16 protein-coding genes and 1 tRNA gene are annotated in these 19,446 nt (G+C 64.2%); 5 read left to right on the top strand and 12 right to left on the bottom strand.

Annotated features, from left to right (window positions below):
* Window positions 1-69: 69 nt before the first annotated feature.
* The gene (locus B5527_RS41695; protein WP_079607899.1) at window positions 70-285 is read right to left on the bottom strand and encodes a hypothetical protein; all 216 of its coding nucleotides are present in this window, start codon (window positions 283-285) and stop codon (window positions 70-72) included.
* A 66-nt stretch (window positions 286-351) separates the two neighbouring features.
* Window positions 352-501, bottom strand: a complete 150-nt coding sequence (locus tag B5527_RS45105; RefSeq protein WP_154072801.1) for a hypothetical protein — start codon at window positions 499-501, stop codon at window positions 352-354.
* A 59-nt stretch (window positions 502-560) separates the two neighbouring features.
* On the opposite strand from B5527_RS45105, the gene B5527_RS41690 reads away from it, so the two are divergent.
* Window positions 561-1,586, top strand: a complete 1,026-nt coding sequence (locus B5527_RS41690) for a polysaccharide deacetylase family protein (protein WP_079606686.1) — start codon at window positions 561-563, stop codon at window positions 1,584-1,586.
* A gap of 27 nt (window positions 1,587-1,613) precedes the next feature.
* Here B5527_RS41690 and B5527_RS41685 read toward each other — a convergent pair whose 3' ends face one another.
* From B5527_RS41685 to B5527_RS41645, 8 genes are all read right to left on the bottom strand, one after another.
* Window positions 1,614-1,841, bottom strand: coding sequence for a hypothetical protein (locus B5527_RS41685; protein WP_079606685.1), 228 nt, complete (start codon window positions 1,839-1,841; stop codon window positions 1,614-1,616).
* Window positions 1,842-1,965: 124 nt separating this feature from the next.
* Window positions 1,966-2,226, bottom strand: coding sequence for a hypothetical protein (locus B5527_RS41680; protein WP_079606684.1), 261 nt, complete (start codon window positions 2,224-2,226; stop codon window positions 1,966-1,968).
* A 1,534-nt stretch (window positions 2,227-3,760) separates the two neighbouring features.
* Entirely contained in the window at window positions 3,761-3,958 is a 198-nt protein-coding gene (locus B5527_RS41675; protein WP_079606683.1) for a hypothetical protein, read from the bottom strand.
* A 410-nt stretch (window positions 3,959-4,368) separates the two neighbouring features.
* Window positions 4,369-7,458, bottom strand: coding sequence for a hypothetical protein (locus B5527_RS41670; protein WP_154072800.1), 3,090 nt, complete (start codon window positions 7,456-7,458; stop codon window positions 4,369-4,371).
* A 267-nt stretch (window positions 7,459-7,725) separates the two neighbouring features.
* A tRNA-Thr gene (locus tag B5527_RS41660) sits at window positions 7,726-7,798 on the bottom strand.
* 115 nt (window positions 7,799-7,913) lie between these two features.
* Window positions 7,914-9,626 (bottom strand): heme biosynthesis protein HemY, encoded by a 1,713-nt coding sequence (locus tag B5527_RS41655; RefSeq protein WP_079606680.1) that lies wholly within the window; start codon window positions 9,624-9,626, stop codon window positions 7,914-7,916.
* A gap of 7 nt (window positions 9,627-9,633) precedes the next feature.
* Window positions 9,634-10,788 carry a COG4223 family protein gene (locus B5527_RS41650; RefSeq protein ID WP_079606679.1) on the bottom strand — a complete coding sequence of 385 codons (1,155 nt, stop codon included), beginning with the start codon at window positions 10,786-10,788 and terminating at the stop codon, window positions 9,634-9,636.
* 162 nt (window positions 10,789-10,950) lie between these two features.
* Entirely contained in the window at window positions 10,951-11,688 is a 738-nt protein-coding gene (locus tag B5527_RS41645; protein ID WP_079606678.1) for a uroporphyrinogen-III synthase, read from the bottom strand.
* Window positions 11,689-11,822: 134 nt separating this feature from the next.
* Between B5527_RS41645 and tsaD the strand changes: the two genes are divergently transcribed.
* The 3 genes from tsaD (at window position 11,823) to B5527_RS41630 (ending at window position 14,421) form a co-directional block, all read left to right on the top strand.
* Window positions 11,823-12,896: a tRNA (adenosine(37)-N6)-threonylcarbamoyltransferase complex transferase subunit TsaD gene (tsaD, locus tag B5527_RS41640; protein WP_079606677.1), complete on the top strand. Its 1,074-nt coding sequence runs from the start codon at window positions 11,823-11,825 to the stop codon at window positions 12,894-12,896.
* A 14-nt stretch (window positions 12,897-12,910) separates the two neighbouring features.
* The gene (locus B5527_RS41635; RefSeq protein ID WP_079606676.1) at window positions 12,911-13,888 is read left to right on the top strand and encodes an NAD(P)H-dependent glycerol-3-phosphate dehydrogenase; all 978 of its coding nucleotides are present in this window, start codon (window positions 12,911-12,913) and stop codon (window positions 13,886-13,888) included.
* Window positions 13,889-14,007: 119 nt separating this feature from the next.
* Entirely contained in the window at window positions 14,008-14,421 is a 414-nt protein-coding gene (locus tag B5527_RS41630; protein WP_079607898.1) for an EVE domain-containing protein, read from the top strand.
* Between the two features lie 180 nt (window positions 14,422-14,601).
* Here B5527_RS41630 and B5527_RS41625 read toward each other — a convergent pair whose 3' ends face one another.
* Entirely contained in the window at window positions 14,602-15,702 is a 1,101-nt protein-coding gene (locus B5527_RS41625) for a DNA topoisomerase IB (protein ID WP_079606675.1), read from the bottom strand.
* 401 nt (window positions 15,703-16,103) lie between these two features.
* Here B5527_RS41625 and acs point away from each other — a divergent pair, with 401 nt between their 5' ends.
* The gene (gene acs, locus B5527_RS41620) at window positions 16,104-18,050 is read left to right on the top strand and encodes an acetate--CoA ligase (RefSeq protein WP_079607897.1); all 1,947 of its coding nucleotides are present in this window, start codon (window positions 16,104-16,106) and stop codon (window positions 18,048-18,050) included.
* A gap of 367 nt (window positions 18,051-18,417) precedes the next feature.
* Here the strand turns inward: acs and B5527_RS41615 are convergent, their stop codons facing one another.
* Window positions 18,418-19,368 carry a glutathione S-transferase family protein gene (locus tag B5527_RS41615; RefSeq protein WP_079606674.1) on the bottom strand — a complete coding sequence of 317 codons (951 nt, stop codon included), beginning with the start codon at window positions 19,366-19,368 and terminating at the stop codon, window positions 18,418-18,420.
* Between the last annotated feature and the right edge of the window lie 78 nt (window positions 19,369-19,446).

Here is a 19,446-nt window from a genome sequence, read left to right as displayed (position 1 = left end):
ATTCCCCGATGTGCAATTGCACATCTGAGGTTCGCGTCTTCAACGCGCCCCGGAATGACGGGGGACTGGTTACTGCCCGTGCTCGGTCAGCACCCTCGCGCAGGCCCTGCTGAGCCGGCCGCGATTTTGCTGCAGACAGCCCAAGACGACCTGGTCACCCTCATTGAGGTGAGCGCGGCAATAACGCTGGGCGTCCCGCGCACAGGCGTCATGCTCGCGTTGCTGCTGGGCTGACGCCGCCGAAGCGATCGCAAGAAACGGAATAATGAAAAGAATTCTGGCCATGATGTTACGCCCGCTGGTCATGAACTCATTGCGTTTCTAATGCGCCCAACCCGGCGCCGCAACGAATTACTTCGCCGCGACCTTGGCTTGCGCGGCCAGATCCCGGTCCGGCGGCCGGCTCGGGCTGGTGCTCTCGCGGGCCGTTTCGGACGGAACCGGCGTTGCCGGCGCGAATTCGTCGCCGGAACAGCCGCCGCGTTGGGACGGCGTTAACATCTATTTCTCATTAATGGCTTGGCTGCAATTTCGTCTTGAGTAGTTGAGGATGAGTAACCATGCGTAACGCGTTGGGTTTGATGTTGGCGAGCGTCGTGACGGCGGTTCTCATTACCGCCGTCTGGTTCTGGACTTCTTCCCCGCGTGCCGAACTGGCCGCGTCTCCTCCCGCCACCGTCGCCGCGAAGCCCGCCGAGCGGCTGGCAGGGACCGCTGCTGCCGATGTCGAGACCACCGCGGCCATCGCGGCCCAGCCTTCCGCTGCCGCGACGCCTTCCGCTCCCGCGCAGCCGAAGACCGCATGCGCCAACCCGGATGCGCTCGGCGTCAGCCGCGTGGTGGAAATCGACACCACGGGCGGACCGGGTTTCGGTTTCGAGCATTTCAAGCAGCTCGACTTTCTCACCGACAAGGAAGTCGTGCTGACCTTCGACGACGGTCCATGGCCGGGCAACACGCCTGCGGTGCTCAAGGCGCTTGCGGACGAATGCACCAAGGCGATCTTTTTCCCGATCGGCAAGCACGCCACCTACCATCCCGAGATCCTCCGGCAGGTGGCCGCGGCCGGTCATACGATCGGCGCGCACACCTGGTCGCATGCCAACCTGAATGCCAAGAAAATCACCGACCAGCAGGTCAAGGACGAGATCGAAAAAGGCTACAGCGCGGTCAAGCTGGCGCTGGGCGCCGCACCCTCGCCGTTCTTTCGTTTCCCGGAACTGCAGCACGGCCCCGCCGCCGTGGCCTATCTGCAGCAGCGCAACGTCGCGATGTTTTCCTGCGACCTCGACTCCTTCGACTTCAGGGCGAAGAACGCCGACCAGATCGTCAACACCGTCATGACCAAGGTCGACAAGCTCGGCAAGGGCATCATCCTGATGCACGATTTCCAGAAGCACACCGCCGAAGCCTTGCCGACGCTGCTGCGCCGGCTGAAGGCCGGCGGCTACAAGGTCGTGCAGATGAAGGCCAGGACCTCGTATCAGACCCTGCCGGAATATGACGACGCGCTGCTCAAGGACATGAAGGTGCCGGTCGCCGGCACGCGTCCGGTCGGCAGCGTGGTGCAGACGGTTTCGCAATAGCCGCTTTGAAGTTGAACCGGCCTGAACTCAGGCCGGTTCAAAGTGGACCGGAGACGGCGGCGCCGGAATCCGCGGATATTTGAGTTCCGGCGACAGCACCAGCCGATAGGCTCTCAGCTTCGGTTCTCGCCAGGATGCCAGGACCGCGCCGCAGACGGTGCATTCGGCATGGCCGGGGCTTCCCTCCGCCGATAGCGATTCGGCCACTTCATAGGACGACGCGCAGGACGGACAGGCAAAGTCGGATATTTTCATGGGAGCAACTTGGCTCGTGGGACGATTCGTCCATTGAACTAAATCAATGCGACGCTACCAAGACCGTCCATGAAACGGCGCCGGTTCCCGATCGGATGTGCCGTTCACAATTCGCGAGCCGCGCTCAGCTTTTCCGATCGCAATGGCCCTGTCCCCTGACCGTCTCGACCGGAGTTGAGAATAGCGGGTGTTGCGTCGGGCCATGCGCCGACGATTGGCTGGCGGCCATGAATTCCGTCACGTTGACATCGGACGACCATTTCAGATAGCCGACCACAGCGCCCGCCAGCGCGAGCAGCACAATGATCTGGACGACCAAGGTCCGAAGGATTCCCGGCCAGTCGATGCCGGGGTTCGTTTCGCTCTGCAGGTCGCGTGACGACATGGGTGCCTCCCATAGCGGTTCGCACCGTCTAATAGACCGATAGCGATATTTCGATGTGACCTGCTTCACATGTCAGGAAAACGTGATGCTACCGCGCCATAGCGACAGATGCCGACGCCGTACGTGGTCAGGGTGGGTCAGCGGATGCTCTCCACCCAAGGTCGTCATGCGTCGCAACCGTGTCTCGCCGAAGGCGAGACGGTGGCGGTTGATGGCGGTTGCGGATTTGATTTTCAAACAGCGCCTCGTTTTGGGTCTTCACCTCGCCCCGCTTGCGGGGACAGGTGAACCGAACTCAATTTTCAAACAGCAGGACCGTCATTGCGAGCCAACGGATCGCGCGAACGCGCGCTCAACATATTCGGTCGTCATACGCGGGCTTGACCCGCGTATCTATCTCTTGAAAGGAATCTCGCGAAGTGGATGGATTGCCGGGTCAAGCCCGGCAATGACAGCAACCAACGTCCATGATGGGCGCTCCCTCGCCCCGTTCGTCAGATCAACAAACACAGTCCCGCGATCTCGCCGCATGTTGTGCGCGAGGTTTGGCCTGCTCGTTCCGCCCTCGGAAATCAGAGGGCGCGGGAAATGCCGGGCGCCCGATGCACCCGCAGCCTCGTGTGCGCTATGGGTAGTAAGTATGCACACGAGTATTCACAGCGAGTCACCGGAATCATCCGGCATTCCCCGCGCAATGGTTTACGGCTTATACCGCGCTCTCCCCGGTGATCGGCTTTCTTGCCACCGTCGCCGGCGGAGTTGCCTCCACCGACTTGACACCAGCGTCGGGGTGTCAGGACCACACGTCTTCGCCGTCCGCGTTGGCATCGCCCGTCAAGCGCGCCGTCGCGTCCACCGCCCCCCGCCCCGCGTCCGTGACGTTCGCGAAACGCCCCTCTGAGTGGAACAGGATGGCCGGGGATATAGAGGTGATTTGGGCCAGGCGTCAAGAATAGTTTCTGAAAATCAGAAATAGGTCGGGGCAGTTCTTTCGACCGCTGAAGCCGTCATTCCGGGGCGATGCGCAGCATCGAGCCCGGAATCTCGAGATTCCGGGTTCGCGCTAAGGCGCGCCCCGGAATGACGGAGTCTGATAGCTCGCCGCTACACCTTACCAATAGATCCCGTGGCGATGCGGTTCGTAGATCACGCAAGGTTTCAGGGGCCGCCCGCGCATTAACTCCGCGTTAACCAAGCTGCATCAGCATTGCACCCAGATGCGGCGGAACCGGAGGTGCCGGGCCGGCAGCCGCATGAGAAAGCCGTCCGGCGTAGCGCCCGGGCGGCTTTTTTCGTGGCCCGCGCATGTTTGCTGAGCCGCACATGGGCTGGCCCTCGCGGTTTTAAAAAAGGCCACTCTAAAAAGGAATTTAATGGTGGCCGTGGATTGCAAACCCATATTCGAGTCGTGCCGGATTCGTCCCTCCCGGCACATCTAGACTTCGGCCCCAGCTCCCCCCGCGCTGGGGCCGTTTCATTTGCAACTCGCAGATTCATGTCCGGTTCTCGCCGGCGATGAACGCGCTACGCGCCGTCAGCACCCCTGGGCATGGTCGCCGTTCCTGCCGTGCAAATTCGGGAACAGCAACACCAGCGGAAGCGCCAGCGGCCCGATAAACGCGGCAATCCACGCCCAGATTTTGAAGCTGCGTCCCCGACGCTCGGCAATGCGGCCGGCAAGAACGATCGAAACGATCGAAACGACAAAAACGACCAGCGTGATGGCATCCATGATGCACGCTCCCATGCTGCCTTGCCCCGAACATAGCATGGAACCGGTCGCGCGGCGACCGGCCGTCAAGACGCCCTCGAATTTCAAACGGGGACACTGCCGGGTTGTCGGGTTTTCGGGTTGGTGCCCCGCAGCGGTCTCAAAGAAGCTAAGCCATTGAGTGTGATGGTGCCGCAAACAGGCGCCGCACTATTGGCGCATCAGTTTGAATATGCTCGCAGTTTCTTGCGCGATTTTTGAACCGACCACGAATAGGACCACACAGTTGCGGGGCTACCGACGGCAACTGCGGTTCTGTGACACACCAGGTTAGCGATGCAAGCAATAGGGGAAGCGCTTCCCATGTACTAAACGCGCTGGTGAACCTTTTGTCTCACGACAAAGGCAGCGTCCATCGCGATCTGCCGGAACTATTGTTCGAACGTAAATTCTTCGACGTCCTCCTGAATCGGCTTCGACTTCGCAGGATATTTCCTCCGGATGCGTCGTGCCATCTCGCCGACGGCGTCGCCGCGCGACGACGCCGCGTCGACAAGGATCGCGGTCGCTCGCCGCACGTCCGGGGCCGACTTGATGCCGGCGATCCAGTTGGACTCGGCGGTGGCGGGATCGACGCCATCCAGCATCCGTTCCAGAAAGCCCGCAGCGAACTGGCGGATCATGTGAAAGAAGAGATGGGCATCCCGCCAAAAAGTAGGATGCGAATTCGATAGCTTTTCCAATACGGGCAACACGAGTGGCTCCAAGACGGCGGGGACGAGATCCGGCCTGAACTCAATGAGGCGTGCCAAGATGACCGCGGCGGACATCCAGTCGACGTGACCATGCCGGTCGATAGTGATGACTCGACCTTGATCAAGATGACGTTCGATCAGGTTCGGCGACAACAGGGCGAGCTTGGGCCTGAGTGTTTTCGCATCTTTCAAACGTTCCTCTATGAGAGCCGCGATAGTTTTCGCGGTTTCGCCATCCAGGCTGGCTATTCTGAGAAAGACTTCTTCGTCGTGGGAGGGATTTTCCCAACCATCACCGACGGTGGCGTCGACCTTGGACCAATCGATGGCACGGACAACGTGAGTGAATACGTCAGGATCGGAGCGCCTGAGAAAGTCGAGCAGCCACGCTGCAGGCTGAAATTGACGTTTGGTCGTGTGACTAAGCCGCTCGCCGAGTAATTGCGCGGGCAATCGTCTTGAAATGGTCCGGCAAATCGCGGCCTCGCGCTTGGTCTGCCGACGCTTTTTTGCGTAGATGCCAAGAAGATCGATGCCCTTCAGGACGTGCCAGGCGACGTCTTGGACTTCGTGGAACGTGTCGGCTGGCTCCTTTTCGATTTCCACGACGATCCGTGGAACAATTCGGTCCACCATATCGAGAGCCAGCGACGGTTCCGCAAAATAGGTCGCTTCGCAGTACTCGCTGAAACTTGAGAGTGGCTCTTCCGCCGGCCAAGTCTCCGCGACCCGTAACATCTGTTGCCGGTCGAGTGCTTCGAGGAATTGTGATTTCCATTGTTCGGACGCGAGTTGCCATGCCATCGAAAGATAGTTGCCGAGATAGAACGTCGTCTTGGCGCTCACTTCCGAGTAGATGGTCGCGACCGAGATCGCGTCCACGTCCTTCATCAGATCGCGGGCGTAGCCTTCGTCGTCGCTCCGCATGTCGTTGAGCAGATGACGCAGACCGTAACCGATCTGGTTGTTGGGCCGGGAAACCCAACCCACGACCTTGGATCGTTGCTCTTTGGACAATGCCTTCGGCCAACCAGATTGCTTCGAGAGGATTTCGGATAACGCCATGATCGCTATCGGAAGGTCGGCGTCGTTCGCGCTCCAGCAGCGTGCTGCCATGGAGTCGAGCCAGTCGCGCTGAACGCGGGAATGCCAATTTATGCCGCTGCCGAAGCTCAACTCGTGGAGGAGTGTGCGTAGCCCCGGAAGCGGCAGCTGCGTATCCTGAAACAGTCGCTTGCACGCTTCCCATATGCAGGCTTGGCCAGCTTCGGTCTGACCTCTCATGGCTTCTACCAATGCAACGGTGGCAAACCTCTGATGAGGCGTCCTAAGGTCCGCTTCGGAGATCAGCAGGCGCTGTGAGATCAGCCAACTTATGGCCCTTTCCAGATCGATATTCGGAATCGGTATCCGGTCGATCAGGACGGAAAGGGTGTCGCGATTGCAGCGGGCATCGCGGCTGGCGATCTGACGAACGCCTGCGATCGCGAGGATTATGTCGGCGCCGGCCACTCTGGCGTTGTCGATCAGCGTCTTTGCACGCCGCCATCCTCCCCCGAGGATAAAACAGAACTGCCACGGCCTGTCGGCGCGCTCGGCCTGGTCGAGACGTACTTCGATCGATTCGTAGTAGGAACCGTCCCGGACCCGATCGTCGACCTCTCCGACCAAGCGGATCGTTTCCGGCAGCGTTTTGCGGAGTTCCGTCGCGATCGTGCGGACGGCGCGCTTGGCGTCCAAGATGATCGCGCCATGACGCGCAGCGGACTGTTCGACCGAATTATGCGTGGTGAGGAGAAACGTTCCCTCGTTGGCTTGGCTCTCGGCCCGTGCGAGAACCCACGGAGCCACGAGGTGGGCATCGTCGATGAGATAAAGCGATTTCGAGTTTTGGTCGTGATGCAGGTCGATCTGCGAAACGGATGGGTCCGCCAGCATCATGACGCGCCAACCCTGTATTGCGAAATGATGTGCGGTTTGGAATGCGCATATCGACTTCCCGGCTCCGGCCTCCCCAACCAAGCGCGCGAAGTAGCCGTGCCTGAGTTCGCGGATCAGCGTTTGCGATTCCGACAACCGGGGACACGACATGGCGTCGGCGGGCCCGAGAGGGCGCCCCATGAGAGCGGGCTTCAGGTCCCTTTGTTCTGCGAACTTCACCGGAAGCCAAACAGGCGGAGCCAACGTCTGCGCCGGCGACGCCGGACTATAGTTGGCTGCGATGGCAGTCAGGTCGCTGACGGCGGACACATTCGACGTCAGTGCCTTCAAGGCGCGTGCAACCGTCGCCAGATCGAGGCCATGTTCCGGGTAGAATTGCTCCAGCACTTCCGGATGCAATGCGAGGAGGCTTTGTATGTCCTCCCAGCCCAAAACGGTGACGCTGAAGCGACCTCGCTTAGCCCGTTCCTCGGAAATTACTCGAGCCGCCCCCTGAAGCTTGACGTCCGCCGGGGCGGTCGTCGCGAAGATCCACTTCTGCAAAGGCGGGTTGAACCTATCTGCTTTTTGAATTTCGTCTTTCAATTCGGCGACGGTCGCGTTCGCACCGTAGTTCGCGTCCTTACCTTTACATTGAACGCCTTGGTAAGTCGCGCCCGACAAATCGATGCAGCCGTATACGTCCACGCCGTGTTGGGGCTGACCTCTTCGCCCATGCTTAAGGGCGAGTTGATCTGCCCAGAGCCGCCGAAACAGAGCAAGGCAGAGGTCCTCGAACTTCTCCCACGATCTAGGCGGCGCGATCTGTTTGTCCAGGAAGTCCACGCGCGAGACAGCTCGATCTTGAGGGTGCCTGTTCAGCGCTCACGGATTCGCCCAGAGCGATGGTTTCGCAAAAAGCCGACCACAGTCACTCCACCAAGTAAATGGCGGAATGCGCAATCGCAGGCTTAGGCCCGTCTCCTTGGCGAGACATAACAACCATTCAACTTGCGGGCGGTGCGGCGAGCAGGAAAGCGTGAAAAGGCCCCATTTTCAGTGCCTTGCATGCTCAAAACGAACAGTGGGAGAACGACGGCGAAGGAGACACGGTGCCGCAAACAGGATTCGAACCTGTGACCCCGTCATTACGAATGACGTGCTCTACCAGCTGAGCTATTGCGGCGGACCGTGCGGCGCGTTCGGCAACGGGCTGAAAACGCCCGCACCTGATATCGGGCAGCGCCCGGTTTGGCAAGAAAAACGCGGATCGCGGCGGGCTTTCGCCCGGCGCGCCCGGCTCACCCGCCCCAGCGCGACAGGAAACCGCGCCAGCCGCCGGCCTGGCCCTGCGCGGGATGGATCGGTTCCGCGAATTCGTCGCTGACGGGCTCGTCATCGATCCCGGGATCGTCGGGCGGGCGCACAATGGGAATCACCGGGGGAACGTTCGCGGCGCCAGTTTTGCCGAGATCGGCGCGGGCGCGGAACAGCGGCGCCGGCGATGGCGGTTCGGCTGGCGTCGGGGATGACGCAGGCGGAGCAGCGGGGGCCGGTTCGACGGCCGCGGAGGCGGGCGGAACTGGCGCCGGTGCAGGGGCCGGCGAATTATCCTGTGCGGCCGCCGCCGGTGGCGGCGCCGGCTCGGCCGACGGCTCGTGCGGCGGCTCAACACGGCGCGGCGCCAGCATCGCCTGCTCGAAGGCCGAGGATTCGATCGCGGCGTTCTTGTCCGACGGCAGGGCCGCGAGCGGCGTCTGCCATTGAAAGGCATCGAGCCGGCCCGATACCGGCGATACCGGGCGCCAGCGGTCGCTGACATAGCCGTCCGCGGTCCACACCGGATCGTGCAGCGCGCGCACCGCGCGCAGGGTCCAGGCCCGCGCCCGGCCGCTGTCGCCGTGTTCGTTGCGTTCGATCTCCGCCATCAGCAGCGCCACGCGCTGCGTCGGTGCCGACGTGAACGGCGCCAGCACCTCGCGCGCGCGGGCGAATTCCGACGCGTCGATGGCGGCGCGCGCCACCGCGAGCGCGCTTTCGAGATGACCGGGCGCCTTGGCCGCCAGCGTCTCCACCCGCACCAGCCGCTGCCGCGCGGAATCGCCGAGCTTCACATGCGCGTAGGCATCGGCGAGATCGGGATGCGGCTGCGCCAGCCAGGCCATCTCGACGATGCGCATCGCGCGGCGCACCTGATGCGCCTCGCTCTGATATTTGCCGGCCAATGCGGCGGCCGGCACCAAGGTCGGCGCCAGCTTGATCGCTTCCATCACGCACTCGCGCGACCGGTCGCGGTCGACAGTCTCCAGTTCCAGCGCGCGCGCCGTCAGCAGCACGCCGCGCTGCCGCCGGTATGCGGCCTTGTCGATCAGGCCGGAGGCGAGATTGTTGTCGAGGATCGCCAGCGCCCCGCTCCAGTCGCCCTTGGCGCAGCGAAATCCGAGCACGGCCTGCGAGGCCCAGGTCGAGGCCGGGGCCAGTTTCAGCGCTTCTTCGGCGAGCATCACCGCGGAGTGGGGATCGTCGGCGCGCTGCGCCTCGATGAATAGGCCGCGCAAGCCCAACAGCCGCGTGTCCTCGCGTTCGGCCATGGCGCGGAACGCCGCGCGCGCGCCTTCGCGATCGCCGTCGAGCTGCGCCGATTGCGCGTGCAGCAATAGCGCCAGCGGATCGTGCGCGGCATGTTTGCGCGCGACAGCGGCGTGCGCTCGCGCGGCGGTGGAATCGCCGTGGCCGATCGCGAGCAGCCCGTGGGTAATGGCGTGACGGCCGCGCGCGGCGCGGCGCGCGCGGCTGTTGCGCCGGATCTTTTCCGGCAGCCGCCCCAGCACGCTCACGATCGCCCACAGCAGGATCGCGGCGAGGATGGCTGTGCCTAGCGCCAGCCCGGAGGGCGTGATCGTGACCTTCAGGCCGCTCCACGACAGCACGACGTTGCCGCTCTGGTCGGCCACCCATGCCGCGCCCGCAGCCGCGAGCGCAATCAACACCAGAAACAGGATAATACGATACATCGGATTCCTATGGCGCCGGTTTGGCGAGCGCCGACATGGCGTCGGCGGCGAATTGACGGGATGCGGCGAGCGCGGCATCGCGGGCGTCGGCCTTGTCGATCCAGCCTTGCGCGGCGGCGCGGTCGGCCGGCGAAAGCGTATTCAGTTCGCGCCGGGCCTCGCTGGAATCGTTGCGCAGCGCCGCCGCGGTGATCCGCGCGACCACGTTGCCGCGCTCGTTGCCGACGGCGTCGGTGCGCTCGATGCGGACCAGCTTTGCGGCACCGGCCTGCAGGCGCTCGACGATGCCGGTGCCTGTGGCGGCGTTCTCCGGCATCGGCGGCTGCAGTTTCGGCACCAGCGTCAGCAGCTCGCGGCTGAGAACAGCCGCGCTCGGCACGCCCGAGGCGGCAAAGCCATCGAGCGGCTTCAAGGCGTCCGGATCCGGCGCCAGCGATTTCGCCGCCGAAAGCGCCGCGGGATAGGGATCGCCGACCCGCACGAGAACGTCGAGCATAGCTGCCGCCACGATGCGGCGCAGCGGCACGTCATCGGCGGGCTTTGCGTTCTCCTGCGCGATCTCGGAGCCCTGCGCGTGCGTCGTGCGCTCGATCTGGGCGAGGCGGTCGTTAATCCCCGACAAATCCACCGGCGCCGCCGTTTCGCGCGGCGCCGATTTGACGCTGTCGAGATCGGCCGCCAGCTTCTCCGATTGGGTGCGCGTCGCGGCGAGTTCGCCGCGCAAGGACGCCAGCGATTTCTCCAGCGCCTCGATCCGCGCTGCCGCCGCCGGATCGGGCGCGGTGGCCGCGGGCCTGCCGGCTTTGGACTCGACGCTGGCGACGCGCGCCGCGAGAGCATCGATGTCAGCGGAACTGACCTGAGGCGCGGCGGGCGCGGTTGGCGCAACCGCTTCCCCAGGCCAGCCCGCGAACGTGGCGGCCGCGATCACCAGCGCGGCGGCGACCGCCCCGGTCACCGCGGCAATCAGCGCGGAGGAAAATGCGGACCTCGAACGTTGCGGGGCTGATGGCTCGGGTTGAGCTTCCGCGCCCGCGGCTTCGCCCGCCCCTTGGGTCTCGCTTGTCACCTCCGACGCTTCGAGGTCGATGGTGGGCGGCGGGCGTTTGGGCCGGCCGGACTCCGGCGGCGGCGTAATGTCTTCGGGCGTGTCATCGGCCATGGTGACGGTTCCTCGGTTCCTCGGCAGGTGGACTATCCGATTCGACAGGTTCTTTAGACCTCGGTTCAATCGGTTCCGAGGCTCTAATCTTTTGTTTTGACGCATTTTCCCGGCACCGACGGCTGCCGGGCATGCCTCGCTCGAAAACGCCTTGTAGCGCGATCAGGGGTGCAAAGCACGGTCCAGCGCCGCGAATAAGGCGGTTTCATCCGGCGACGCCGCCACCATGACCTGCATGGCCCCGGCGTCGCGGACCACGGAGGCCACCGCCGGGGAGATACAGCATTGCGGGATCGCCAGGGCCGATATTTCGACGCCGGCGGCCCGCGCCGCGTCCAGAAAGGCGCGCGCGCTGCGCCGCGAGTAATGCAGCACGGCTTCGACCCGGTTGGCCGCGAAGGCGTCGCAGGTCTCGCGCGGCAGGCTGGACAGCGGTACCATCCGATAGGTGGTGTGGGTGACGACGGTAAAGCCGCGCTCGCTGAGTTCGCCGGCGAGATCGCGCGCCAGATCGGCGCCGGCCAGATACAGCAGCGTGCTGGCCTTCTTCAGCGTCTTCGCCTTGACGCTTGCGAGCACGAGATCGCGCAGTGCCGTGGCGTCGCCGTTGGCCGGGATCACGTTTTCGAACCCAAGGCCGCGGGCGGCGGCCGCGGTATGTTCGCCGACCGCGAACAGCGGCAGCTTCAATAACCGGCTGGCCTTGATATGCGGCGCGATGCCGCGCAACGCATTGGCGCTGGTGACGATGACGGCGCCGTAGCGCGCGTCCTCGTCGTCATGGAAGCCGACCGGCTCGAACCGCAGCATCGGCGCCAGCAGCACCGCGAACCCCCGAGCGCGCAAGCCAGCGGCAGTGGCCTCATCGTCGGGATGCGGGCGGGTGACGAGAACAGCCATGCGTTAAACTCTAAAGCGTAGGATTTCCGCGGCAACGGACGATTGCGCTTCGCGACCTCGCGGTGCTACCGGGAGATAGGCAAACGCCGCTTTGGCCGCTAGCGCAAGGGCTGAAATTGGATAACGAAACACCAATGCTGGTGCTGGGAATCGAAACCACCTGCGATGAAACCGCAGCCGCGGTGGTCGAGCGCTTGAGCGACGGCAGCGGAAAGATTCTGTCCAACATCGTACGCTCGCAGACCGAGGAGCACGCCAGATTCGGCGGCGTGGTGCCGGAGATCGCGGCGCGCGCCCATGTCGACGTGCTCGACGGCATCGTCGGGCGCGCGATGAAGGAAGCCGGCATCGGCTTCGCGCAATTGTCGGCGGTCGCCGCCGCAGCAGGGCCCGGCCTGATCGGCGGCGTCATCGTCGGCCTCACCACCGCGAAGGCGATCGCGATGGTGCACGATACGCCGCTGATCGCGGTCAACCATCTGGAGGCCCACGCGCTGACGCCGCGGCTGACCTGCGCGCTGGCGTTTCCCTATTGCCTGTTTCTCGCCTCCGGCGGCCACACCCAGATCGTCGCCGTGATCGGCGTCGGCAAATATGTCCGGCTCGGCACTACCGTCGACGACGCCATGGGTGAGGCTTTTGACAAGGTCGCCAAAATGCTCGGGCTGCCCTATCCCGGCGGCCCCGAAGTCGAGCGCGCCGCGCAGGGCGGCGACGCCAAACGGTTCGCGTTGCCGCGGCCGATGCTGGGGCGCGCCGACGCCAATTTCTCGCTGTCCGGATTGAAGACCGCGGTTCGCAACGAGGTCTCCAGGATCTATCCGCTAGAGCCGCGGGACATCAGCGATCTCTGCGCCGGCTTCCAGGCCGCGGTGCTGGAATCGACCGCGGACCGGCTGAGCGTGGGTTTGCGGCTGTTTCACGAACAATTCGGACCGCCCCGCGCGCTGGTCGCCGCCGGCGGCGTCGCCGCCAATCAGGCGATCCGCGGCGCGTTGCAAGACGTCGCCGACAAGGCGCAGACCACGCTGATCATCCCGCCGCCGGCCTTGTGCACCGATAACGGCGCGATGATCGCCTGGGCCGGCGCCGAGCGACTGGCGCTGGGGATGATCGATACGATGGACGCCGCGCCGCGCGCGCGCTGGCTGCTCGATGAGAGCGCCAAAGCGCCGGCCGGATTTGCCAATACGCGGGCGGGATTTTAGGCGGAGCGCTGCCGATGCCGTCATTCAAATCTGTCGCTGTGATCGGTGCCGGTGCGTGGGGAACCGCGCTGGCCGGCGTTGCGGCGCGCGCGGGCCGCGATGTCGTGCTTTATGCGCGCACCGCCGAGCACGCGGCAGCGATCGCCGCGACACGCGCCAATCCGAAATTGTCCAGCGTAAAGCTTGACGCGAGCGTCCGCGTGACCGGCGATCTCGCCGTTGCCGCGGCTGCCGACATGATGCTGATCGCAACGCCGGCGCAGCATCTGCGCGAGGCCGTCGCCGCGCTGGCGCCTCATCTCGCCAGAGCAACGCCTGTGATCGCCTGCGCCAAGGGCATCGAGCGCGGCACCCAGAAATTCATGACCGAGGTGATCGCCGAAGCCGCCCCCGATGCGCTGCCGGCGATCCTGTCGGGGCCGAGTTTTGCCGAAGACGTCGCGCGCGGCCTTCCGACCGCGGTGACGCTGGCGGCGCAGAATGAAGCGCTTGCACGCTCCCTGGTGCAGGCGCTGGGATCGGCGACCTTCCGGCCCTACCACACCACGGATATCAGGGGCGTCGAGATCGGCGGCGCGGCGAAGAACGTGCTGGCGATCGCGGCCGGAATCGTTGCGGGGCGGAAATTCGGCGCGTCGGCGCAGGCCGCACTGACCACGCGCGGTTTCTCCGAACTGGTGCGGCTCGGGCGGGCCTGCGGCGCGCGCAGCGAAACCATGGCCGGGCTGTCGGGCCTCGGCGATCTGATCCTGACCTGCGCCAGCCCGCAGTCGCGCAATCTGGCGCTCGGCATCGCGCTCGGGCGCGGCGAACGACGCCCCGCCGGGCTCGCCGAAGGCGAGTTCACCGCCCCGGTGCTGATCGAACTGGCGGCTTCGCAACATGTCGATATGCCGGTATCAAGTGCGGTGGCGGCGATTTTGAGAGGCGCCGTGACGATCGATGAAGCGGCCGAAAGCCTGCTGACGCGGCCGTTCAAGGCGGAGGGATAGTTTCCCCCTTCGTCATGCCCGCGCTTGTCGCGGGCATCCACGTCTTGTTTAATCGAAGTTGAAGTAAGACGTGGATGGCCGGAACAAGTCCGGCCATGACGAGCAGGTGGTGGGGCGTCATGAACTACTGGCTGGTGAAATCGGAGCCTTCGAGCTGGTCGTGGGACCAGCAGGTCGCCAAGGGTGCCAAGGGCGAAGCCTGGACCGGGGTGCGCAATTTCACCGCGCGGCAGAATCTCGTGAAAATGAAGAAGGGCGACCGCGCCTTCTACTATCACTCCAACGAGGGCAAGGAAATCGTCGGGATCGCGGAGATCATCAAGGAGGCCTATCCCGATCCGACCGATGCGACCGGCAAATTCGTCTGCGTCGACATCAAGGCCGACAAGCCCCTGAAGACGCCGGTGACGATGGCGGCGATCAAGGCCGACAAGCGGCTCGCCGACATGGCGCTGGTAAAATATTCGCGGCTGTCGGTGCAGCCGGTGACGGCGGAAGAGTGGAAGATCGTCTGCAAGATGGGCGGGGTGTAAGCTCGACTCTTACTTCCCCCTCTCCCCTTGTGGGAGAGGGTGGCCGCGATGCGTAGCATCGCGGACGGGTGAGGGGTCTGTCTCCGCGGATAGAGACCCCTCATCCGTCGCGGACTTCGTCCGCGACACCTTCTCCCGCAAGGGGAGAAGGGAAGAAAGCGCAGCCGAGAAGGAAGAAGCCTAAGCCGCCGCGGCCGTCACCACCTGCGCCAGAAGCAGCTCGCGTTTCGACTGCGAGCGATAGCCCTTCATGGTCGCGGCGAAGCGCTCGAGGATGCCGTCCTCGAACGCGGTGACGATGGTGTCGTGGACGTAGCTCTTGCGGCAGATCGCCGGGGTGTTGGACAATTCATCCGCGGCGGCGCGGACGGCTTCCAGCACCTGCTTGCGGCGGCCGCGGGCGCTGGCCGCCGGCGAAATCCGCGACAGCGATTCCAGCACCACGGCTGATGCCATCAGGGTGCGGAAATCCTTCAGCGAAATCTTGATGCCGGCGATCTCGCGCAGGAACGCATTGACCTGGGTGGTCGAGACCGCGCGAACGGTGCCGGAATTGTCGCGGAACTGGAACATGCGCTTGCCCGGCACGCCGCGCAGGATGCCGATGGCGCGCACCAGCTTGGCGGCGTCGCATTCCTTGCGCACGGCCTTGCCGCCCTTGGCCTTGAAGGTGAGCACGACGCAATCGTCTTCCAGCGCGACATTGGACTTCAGCAGCGTGGTGGCGCCGCGGGTGCCGTTGAGGCGGGCGTAGGATTCATTGCCCGGGCGGATCGCGGTGCGCGCGATCAGCTCGATCACCGCCGACAGCGCGAATTCACGGGTCGGGGTATCGCCGGACAGATGCATCGAGACGTGGCGGCGGATTTTCGGCAAGGCCGCGACCAGCCGCGCCAGCCGGTGCGCCTTGCGGTGCTCCCGGACCTTCTCCCAATCGGAGTGATAGCGGTATTGCAGCCGGCCCGCGGCGTCGCGGCCGACCGCCTGCAGATGCGAGGTCGGATCGGGCGAATAGCGCACCTCGGCGTAGGCGGGCGGCACCGCCATCGAGTGCAGCCGCTTGATGGTGCCGACGTGGCGGATCGCGGTGCCGTTGGCGCGGACGAACGAATAGCTCTTGCCGCGCTTGATGCGGCGGATGGTCAATTCGTTCTGGTCGCCGAGCTTGAGGCCGAGTTCTTTGGCGAGGGATTCCACGCTGGCGGGGTGCCCCTGGGTCACGGTCACGGCAGTATCGGCGGAAACGGGCCGCGTAGCCTCGAAATTCTGCTGATCCATCATGACCTTAGACGCCTTGCTCCTGATACACCCTGCTAATGCCGTTTATTGATCTTTGGTTCCGGCTGGCCTCTCGGCCACGGGGAGGCCATTTAGGGGGTAATTGCCGGGAGCGCCAGCCCGGCTTCGCGGAATTGTGGTTTCTGGTTACCGTTCGAAAGGCGGGCGGCATCGGCGTGCGGCTTTTTGACCTGCCGAAAACGCGATCGTGATGGCGGTTCTCCGCCCGAATATGCCGGCCAAGTCCTGCGTTTCGCCGCCTCGATCCCGCGCATGGCGGGCAGCCCGCCCTAAGGTTCTGATTGTTCTGCTTGTCGGCGCCATCGGGCCCGACGCATAATCGTTGCAACAATCAAGACGGCTGGTCGTCGCTGCGTTCGCCGGCCGCATGGGTGGAGAGTGTGATGTCCGAGAAGATTTACGACGTGCCCGCGGAATGGGCCAAGCGCGCCTGGGTCGATTCTGCCAAGTACCAGGAGATGTATGCGCGCTCGGTGAGCGATCCCAAGGGGTTCTGGGCCGAACAGGGCAAGCGCATCGGCTGGATCAAGCCCTTCACCAAGGTCGAGAACGCCTCCTTCGCCCCCGGCAATATTTCGATCAAATGGTTCGAGGACGGCGTCCTCAATGTCGCCTGGAACTGCATCGACCGGCATCTCGACAAGCGCGGCGACCAGACCGCCATCATCTGGGAGGGCGACGACCCCTCGGAGTCGAAGCACATCACCTATCGCCAGCTGCACGACGAGGTCTGCAGGATGGCCAACATCCTGCGCACCCGTAACGTCAAGAAAGGCGACCGCGTCACGATCTATCTGCCGATGATTCCGGAAGCCGCCTACGCGATGCTGGCCTGCGCCCGGATCGGCGCCATCCATTCGGTGGTGTTCGCCGGCTTTTCGCCCGACAGCCTTGCCCAGCGCATCACCGACTGCGCGTCCAGGGTGGTCATCACCGCAGACGAAGGGCTGCGCGGCGGCAAGAAAGTGCCGCTGAAGGCCAATGTCGATGCCGCGATCGCCAAAAGCAGCGGCGTCGACTGGGTGATCGTGGTCAAGCGCACCGGTGCCGCCGTCGACATGAATCCGTCGCGCGATTTCTGGTACCACGAAGCCGCCGCGATGGTGACGACGGAATGCCGGGCCGAGCACATGCACGCGGAAGATCCGCTGTTCATTCTCTATACGTCGGGCTCGACCGGCCAGCCCAAGGGCGTGCTGCACACCTCGGGCGGCTATCTGGTGTTCGCGTCAATGACGCATCAATACGTGTTCGACTATCACGACGGCGATATCTACTGGTGCACCGCCGATGTCGGCTGGGTCACCGGCCACAGCTACATTCTCTATGGACCGCTGGCCAACGGCGCGACCACGCTGATGTTCGAGGGCGTGCCGAATTACCCCGATAATTCGCGGTTCTGGAACGTGATCGACAAGCACCAAGTCAACATTTTCTACACCGCGCCGACCGCGATCCGCGCGCTGATGCAGGGCGGCGATGAACCGGTCAAGAAGACCTCGCGCAAGTCCCTTCGATTGCTCGGCAGCGTCGGCGAGCCGATCAATCCGGAAGCGTGGGAGTGGTATCACCGCGTCATCGGCGACGAGCGCTGTCCGATCGTCGACACTTGGTGGCAGACCGAGACCGGCGGCATTCTGATCACGCCGCTGCCCGGCGCCACCAAACTCAAGCCGGGTTCGGCGACAAATCCGTTCTTCGGCGTGGTGCCTGAAATCGTCGACGCCGATGGCAAGGTGCTGGAAGGCGAATGCCAGGGCAATCTCTGCATCGCCAAATCCTGGCCGGGCCAGATGCGCACCGTCTATGGCGACCACGCCCGGTTCGAGCAGACCTATTTTTCAACTTACAAAGGCAAATATTTCACCGGTGACGGCTGCCGCCGCGACGCCGACGGCTATTACTGGATCACCGGGCGCGTCGACGACGTCATCAACGTCTCCGGCCATCGCATGGGCACCGCCGAAGTCGAAAGTTCGCTGGTCGCGCATGCCAAGGTGTCGGAAGCCGCCGTGGTCGGCTATCCCCACGACATCAAGGGACAGGGCATCTACGCCTATGTGACGTTGATGACCGGCGTCGAGCCGAGCGAAGAACTGCGCAAGGAACTGGTGGCGTGGGTGCGCAAGGACATCGGCCCGATCGCGTCCCCCGACCAGATTCAGTTCGCGCCGGGCCTGCCGAAAACCCGCTCCGGCAAGATCATGCGCCGCATCCTGCGCAAGATCGCCGAGGACGAGCCGGGCAGCCTCGGCGACACCTCGACATTGGCGGATCCCGCCGTGGTCGATGATCTCGTCGAGCACAGGCAGAACAAGAAGGGGGCGTAGGCATAGCGCCAGCGGGTTCCCCGGACGCTGCGCAGCGCGGCGCTCTTTGCGCCGTGGTGCGCTGCTGATCCGGGGTCCATGTTGGCGCGAAAGTATGGGTTCCGACTCTGCGGAGCAGCGCGAAGAAGCGCTGCACCGCGTCCGGGACATGATGGCCAGGACGCGTAGGCGCAGTGGCTGCGAAGCTCCAGCGGCGTTCCCCGGATGCTGCGCAGCGCGGCGCTCTTTGCGCTGTGGTGCGCTGCTGATCCAGGATCCATGTCGACGCGAAAGTATGGGTCCCGGCTCTGCGGAGCAGCGCGAAGAGGCGCTGCACCGCGTCCGGGACATGATGGTCTTGCCCGCAGCTACGCCGCGCCTATCATTCTTACAAATCCAGCACCGGTCCCGCCGGCACGATGCCGCTGGGATTAATGTGGCGATGGCTTTCGTAGTAATGATGCTTGATGTGGAACAGGTTCACGGTCTCCGCGATCAGCGGCTGCCGATAAAGTTCTTTCAGATAGCGCTGTAGATGCTTGTAGTCGGCGATGCGGCGGATGTTGCATTTGAAGTGCCCGACATAGACGGTGTCGAAGCGGATCAGGGTGGTGAACAGTCGCCAGTCTGCTTCCGTCAAGCGGTCGCCGAGCAGCCAACGCCGCCGTGACAGCCTCGCCTCGAGCCAGTCGAGCGTCGCGAACAGCGACATTACGGCTTCGTCGTAGGCGGATTGGCTGCGCGCAAAACCCGCGCGGTAGACGCCGTTGTTAACGGTGTCGTAGATCCGCACGTTCAGCGCATCGATGTCGTCACGCAGATCGGCGGGATAGAAATCGCCGGGCAAAGCTCCGGCCCCGTCGAAGGCCGAGTTCAGCATCCGGATGATCTCGGACGATTCATTGTTGACGATCTGCCCGGTCTTGCGGTCCCACAGCACGGGAACGGTGACGCGCCCGGTATAGGCCGGATCGCCGGCGGCATAGACCTGGTGTAGGAACCTGGCGTGGTGGATCGGGTCCGCGATCACGCCGGGACCTGGATCGAACGTCCAGCCATCGACGCCCATGAACCAGTGGACCACCGACAGGCTGATCGCCTCCCCGAGGCCCTTGAGCGCGCGAAAGATCAGGGTGCGGTGCGCCCACGGACAGGCCAGCGACACATAGAGATGGTAGCGCCCTGGCTCGGCGGCAAAACCGCCGCGACCGCTCGGCCCGGGAGATCCATCCGGCGTGATCCAGTTGCGCAGCGGCGAGGCCGGGCGGGTGAACCGCCCGGACGCGTCGGCCGGAAACCCATCTTCCCGGCGCCATGCGCCGTCGACCATGACACCCATGCGGACGATCCTTCGTTACGATCTAGACGATCCGGCGATTGATACAGGCGACTCCGCCTCGCCGCTCACACGATTATC

Origin of the sequence: Bradyrhizobium erythrophlei (assembly GCF_900129425.1) — a bacterium.
GTDB classification, from domain to species: Bacteria; Pseudomonadota; Alphaproteobacteria; order Rhizobiales; family Xanthobacteraceae; genus Bradyrhizobium; species Bradyrhizobium erythrophlei_C.
The sequence above is the reverse complement of the archived record's forward strand: the minus strand, read 5'-3'. Positions and strand labels throughout refer to the sequence as shown.

What these genes read in the sequence shown, in the direction of transcription:
- B5527_RS41695 (WP_079607899.1), bottom strand. Translation starts at nt 285, where the DNA reads ATGGCCAGAATTCTTTTCATTATTCCGTTTCTTGCGATCGCTTCGGCG.
- B5527_RS45105 (WP_154072801.1), bottom strand. Translation starts at nt 501, where the DNA reads ATGTTAACGCCGTCCCAACGCGGCGGCTGTTCCGGCGACGAATTCGCG.
- B5527_RS41690 (WP_079606686.1), top strand. Translation starts at nt 561, where the DNA reads ATGCGTAACGCGTTGGGTTTGATGTTGGCGAGCGTCGTGACGGCGGTT.
- B5527_RS41685 (WP_079606685.1), bottom strand. Translation starts at nt 1,841, where the DNA reads ATGAAAATATCCGACTTTGCCTGTCCGTCCTGCGCGTCGTCCTATGAA.
- B5527_RS41680 (WP_079606684.1), bottom strand. Translation starts at nt 2,226, where the DNA reads ATGTCGTCACGCGACCTGCAGAGCGAAACGAACCCCGGCATCGACTGG.
- B5527_RS41675 (WP_079606683.1), bottom strand. Translation starts at nt 3,958, where the DNA reads ATGGATGCCATCACGCTGGTCGTTTTTGTCGTTTCGATCGTTTCGATC.
- B5527_RS41655 (WP_079606680.1), bottom strand. Translation starts at nt 9,626, where the DNA reads ATGTATCGTATTATCCTGTTTCTGGTGTTGATTGCGCTCGCGGCTGCG.
- B5527_RS41650 (WP_079606679.1), bottom strand. Translation starts at nt 10,788, where the DNA reads ATGGCCGATGACACGCCCGAAGACATTACGCCGCCGCCGGAGTCCGGC.
- B5527_RS41645 (WP_079606678.1), bottom strand. Translation starts at nt 11,688, where the DNA reads ATGGCTGTTCTCGTCACCCGCCCGCATCCCGACGATGAGGCCACTGCC.
- tsaD (WP_079606677.1), top strand. Translation starts at nt 11,823, where the DNA reads ATGCTGGTGCTGGGAATCGAAACCACCTGCGATGAAACCGCAGCCGCG.
- B5527_RS41635 (WP_079606676.1), top strand. Translation starts at nt 12,911, where the DNA reads ATGCCGTCATTCAAATCTGTCGCTGTGATCGGTGCCGGTGCGTGGGGA.
- B5527_RS41630 (WP_079607898.1), top strand. Translation starts at nt 14,008, where the DNA reads ATGAACTACTGGCTGGTGAAATCGGAGCCTTCGAGCTGGTCGTGGGAC.
- B5527_RS41625 (WP_079606675.1), bottom strand. Translation starts at nt 15,702, where the DNA reads ATGATGGATCAGCAGAATTTCGAGGCTACGCGGCCCGTTTCCGCCGAT.
- acs (WP_079607897.1), top strand. Translation starts at nt 16,104, where the DNA reads ATGTCCGAGAAGATTTACGACGTGCCCGCGGAATGGGCCAAGCGCGCC.
- B5527_RS41615 (WP_079606674.1), bottom strand. Translation starts at nt 19,368, where the DNA reads ATGGGTGTCATGGTCGACGGCGCATGGCGCCGGGAAGATGGGTTTCCG.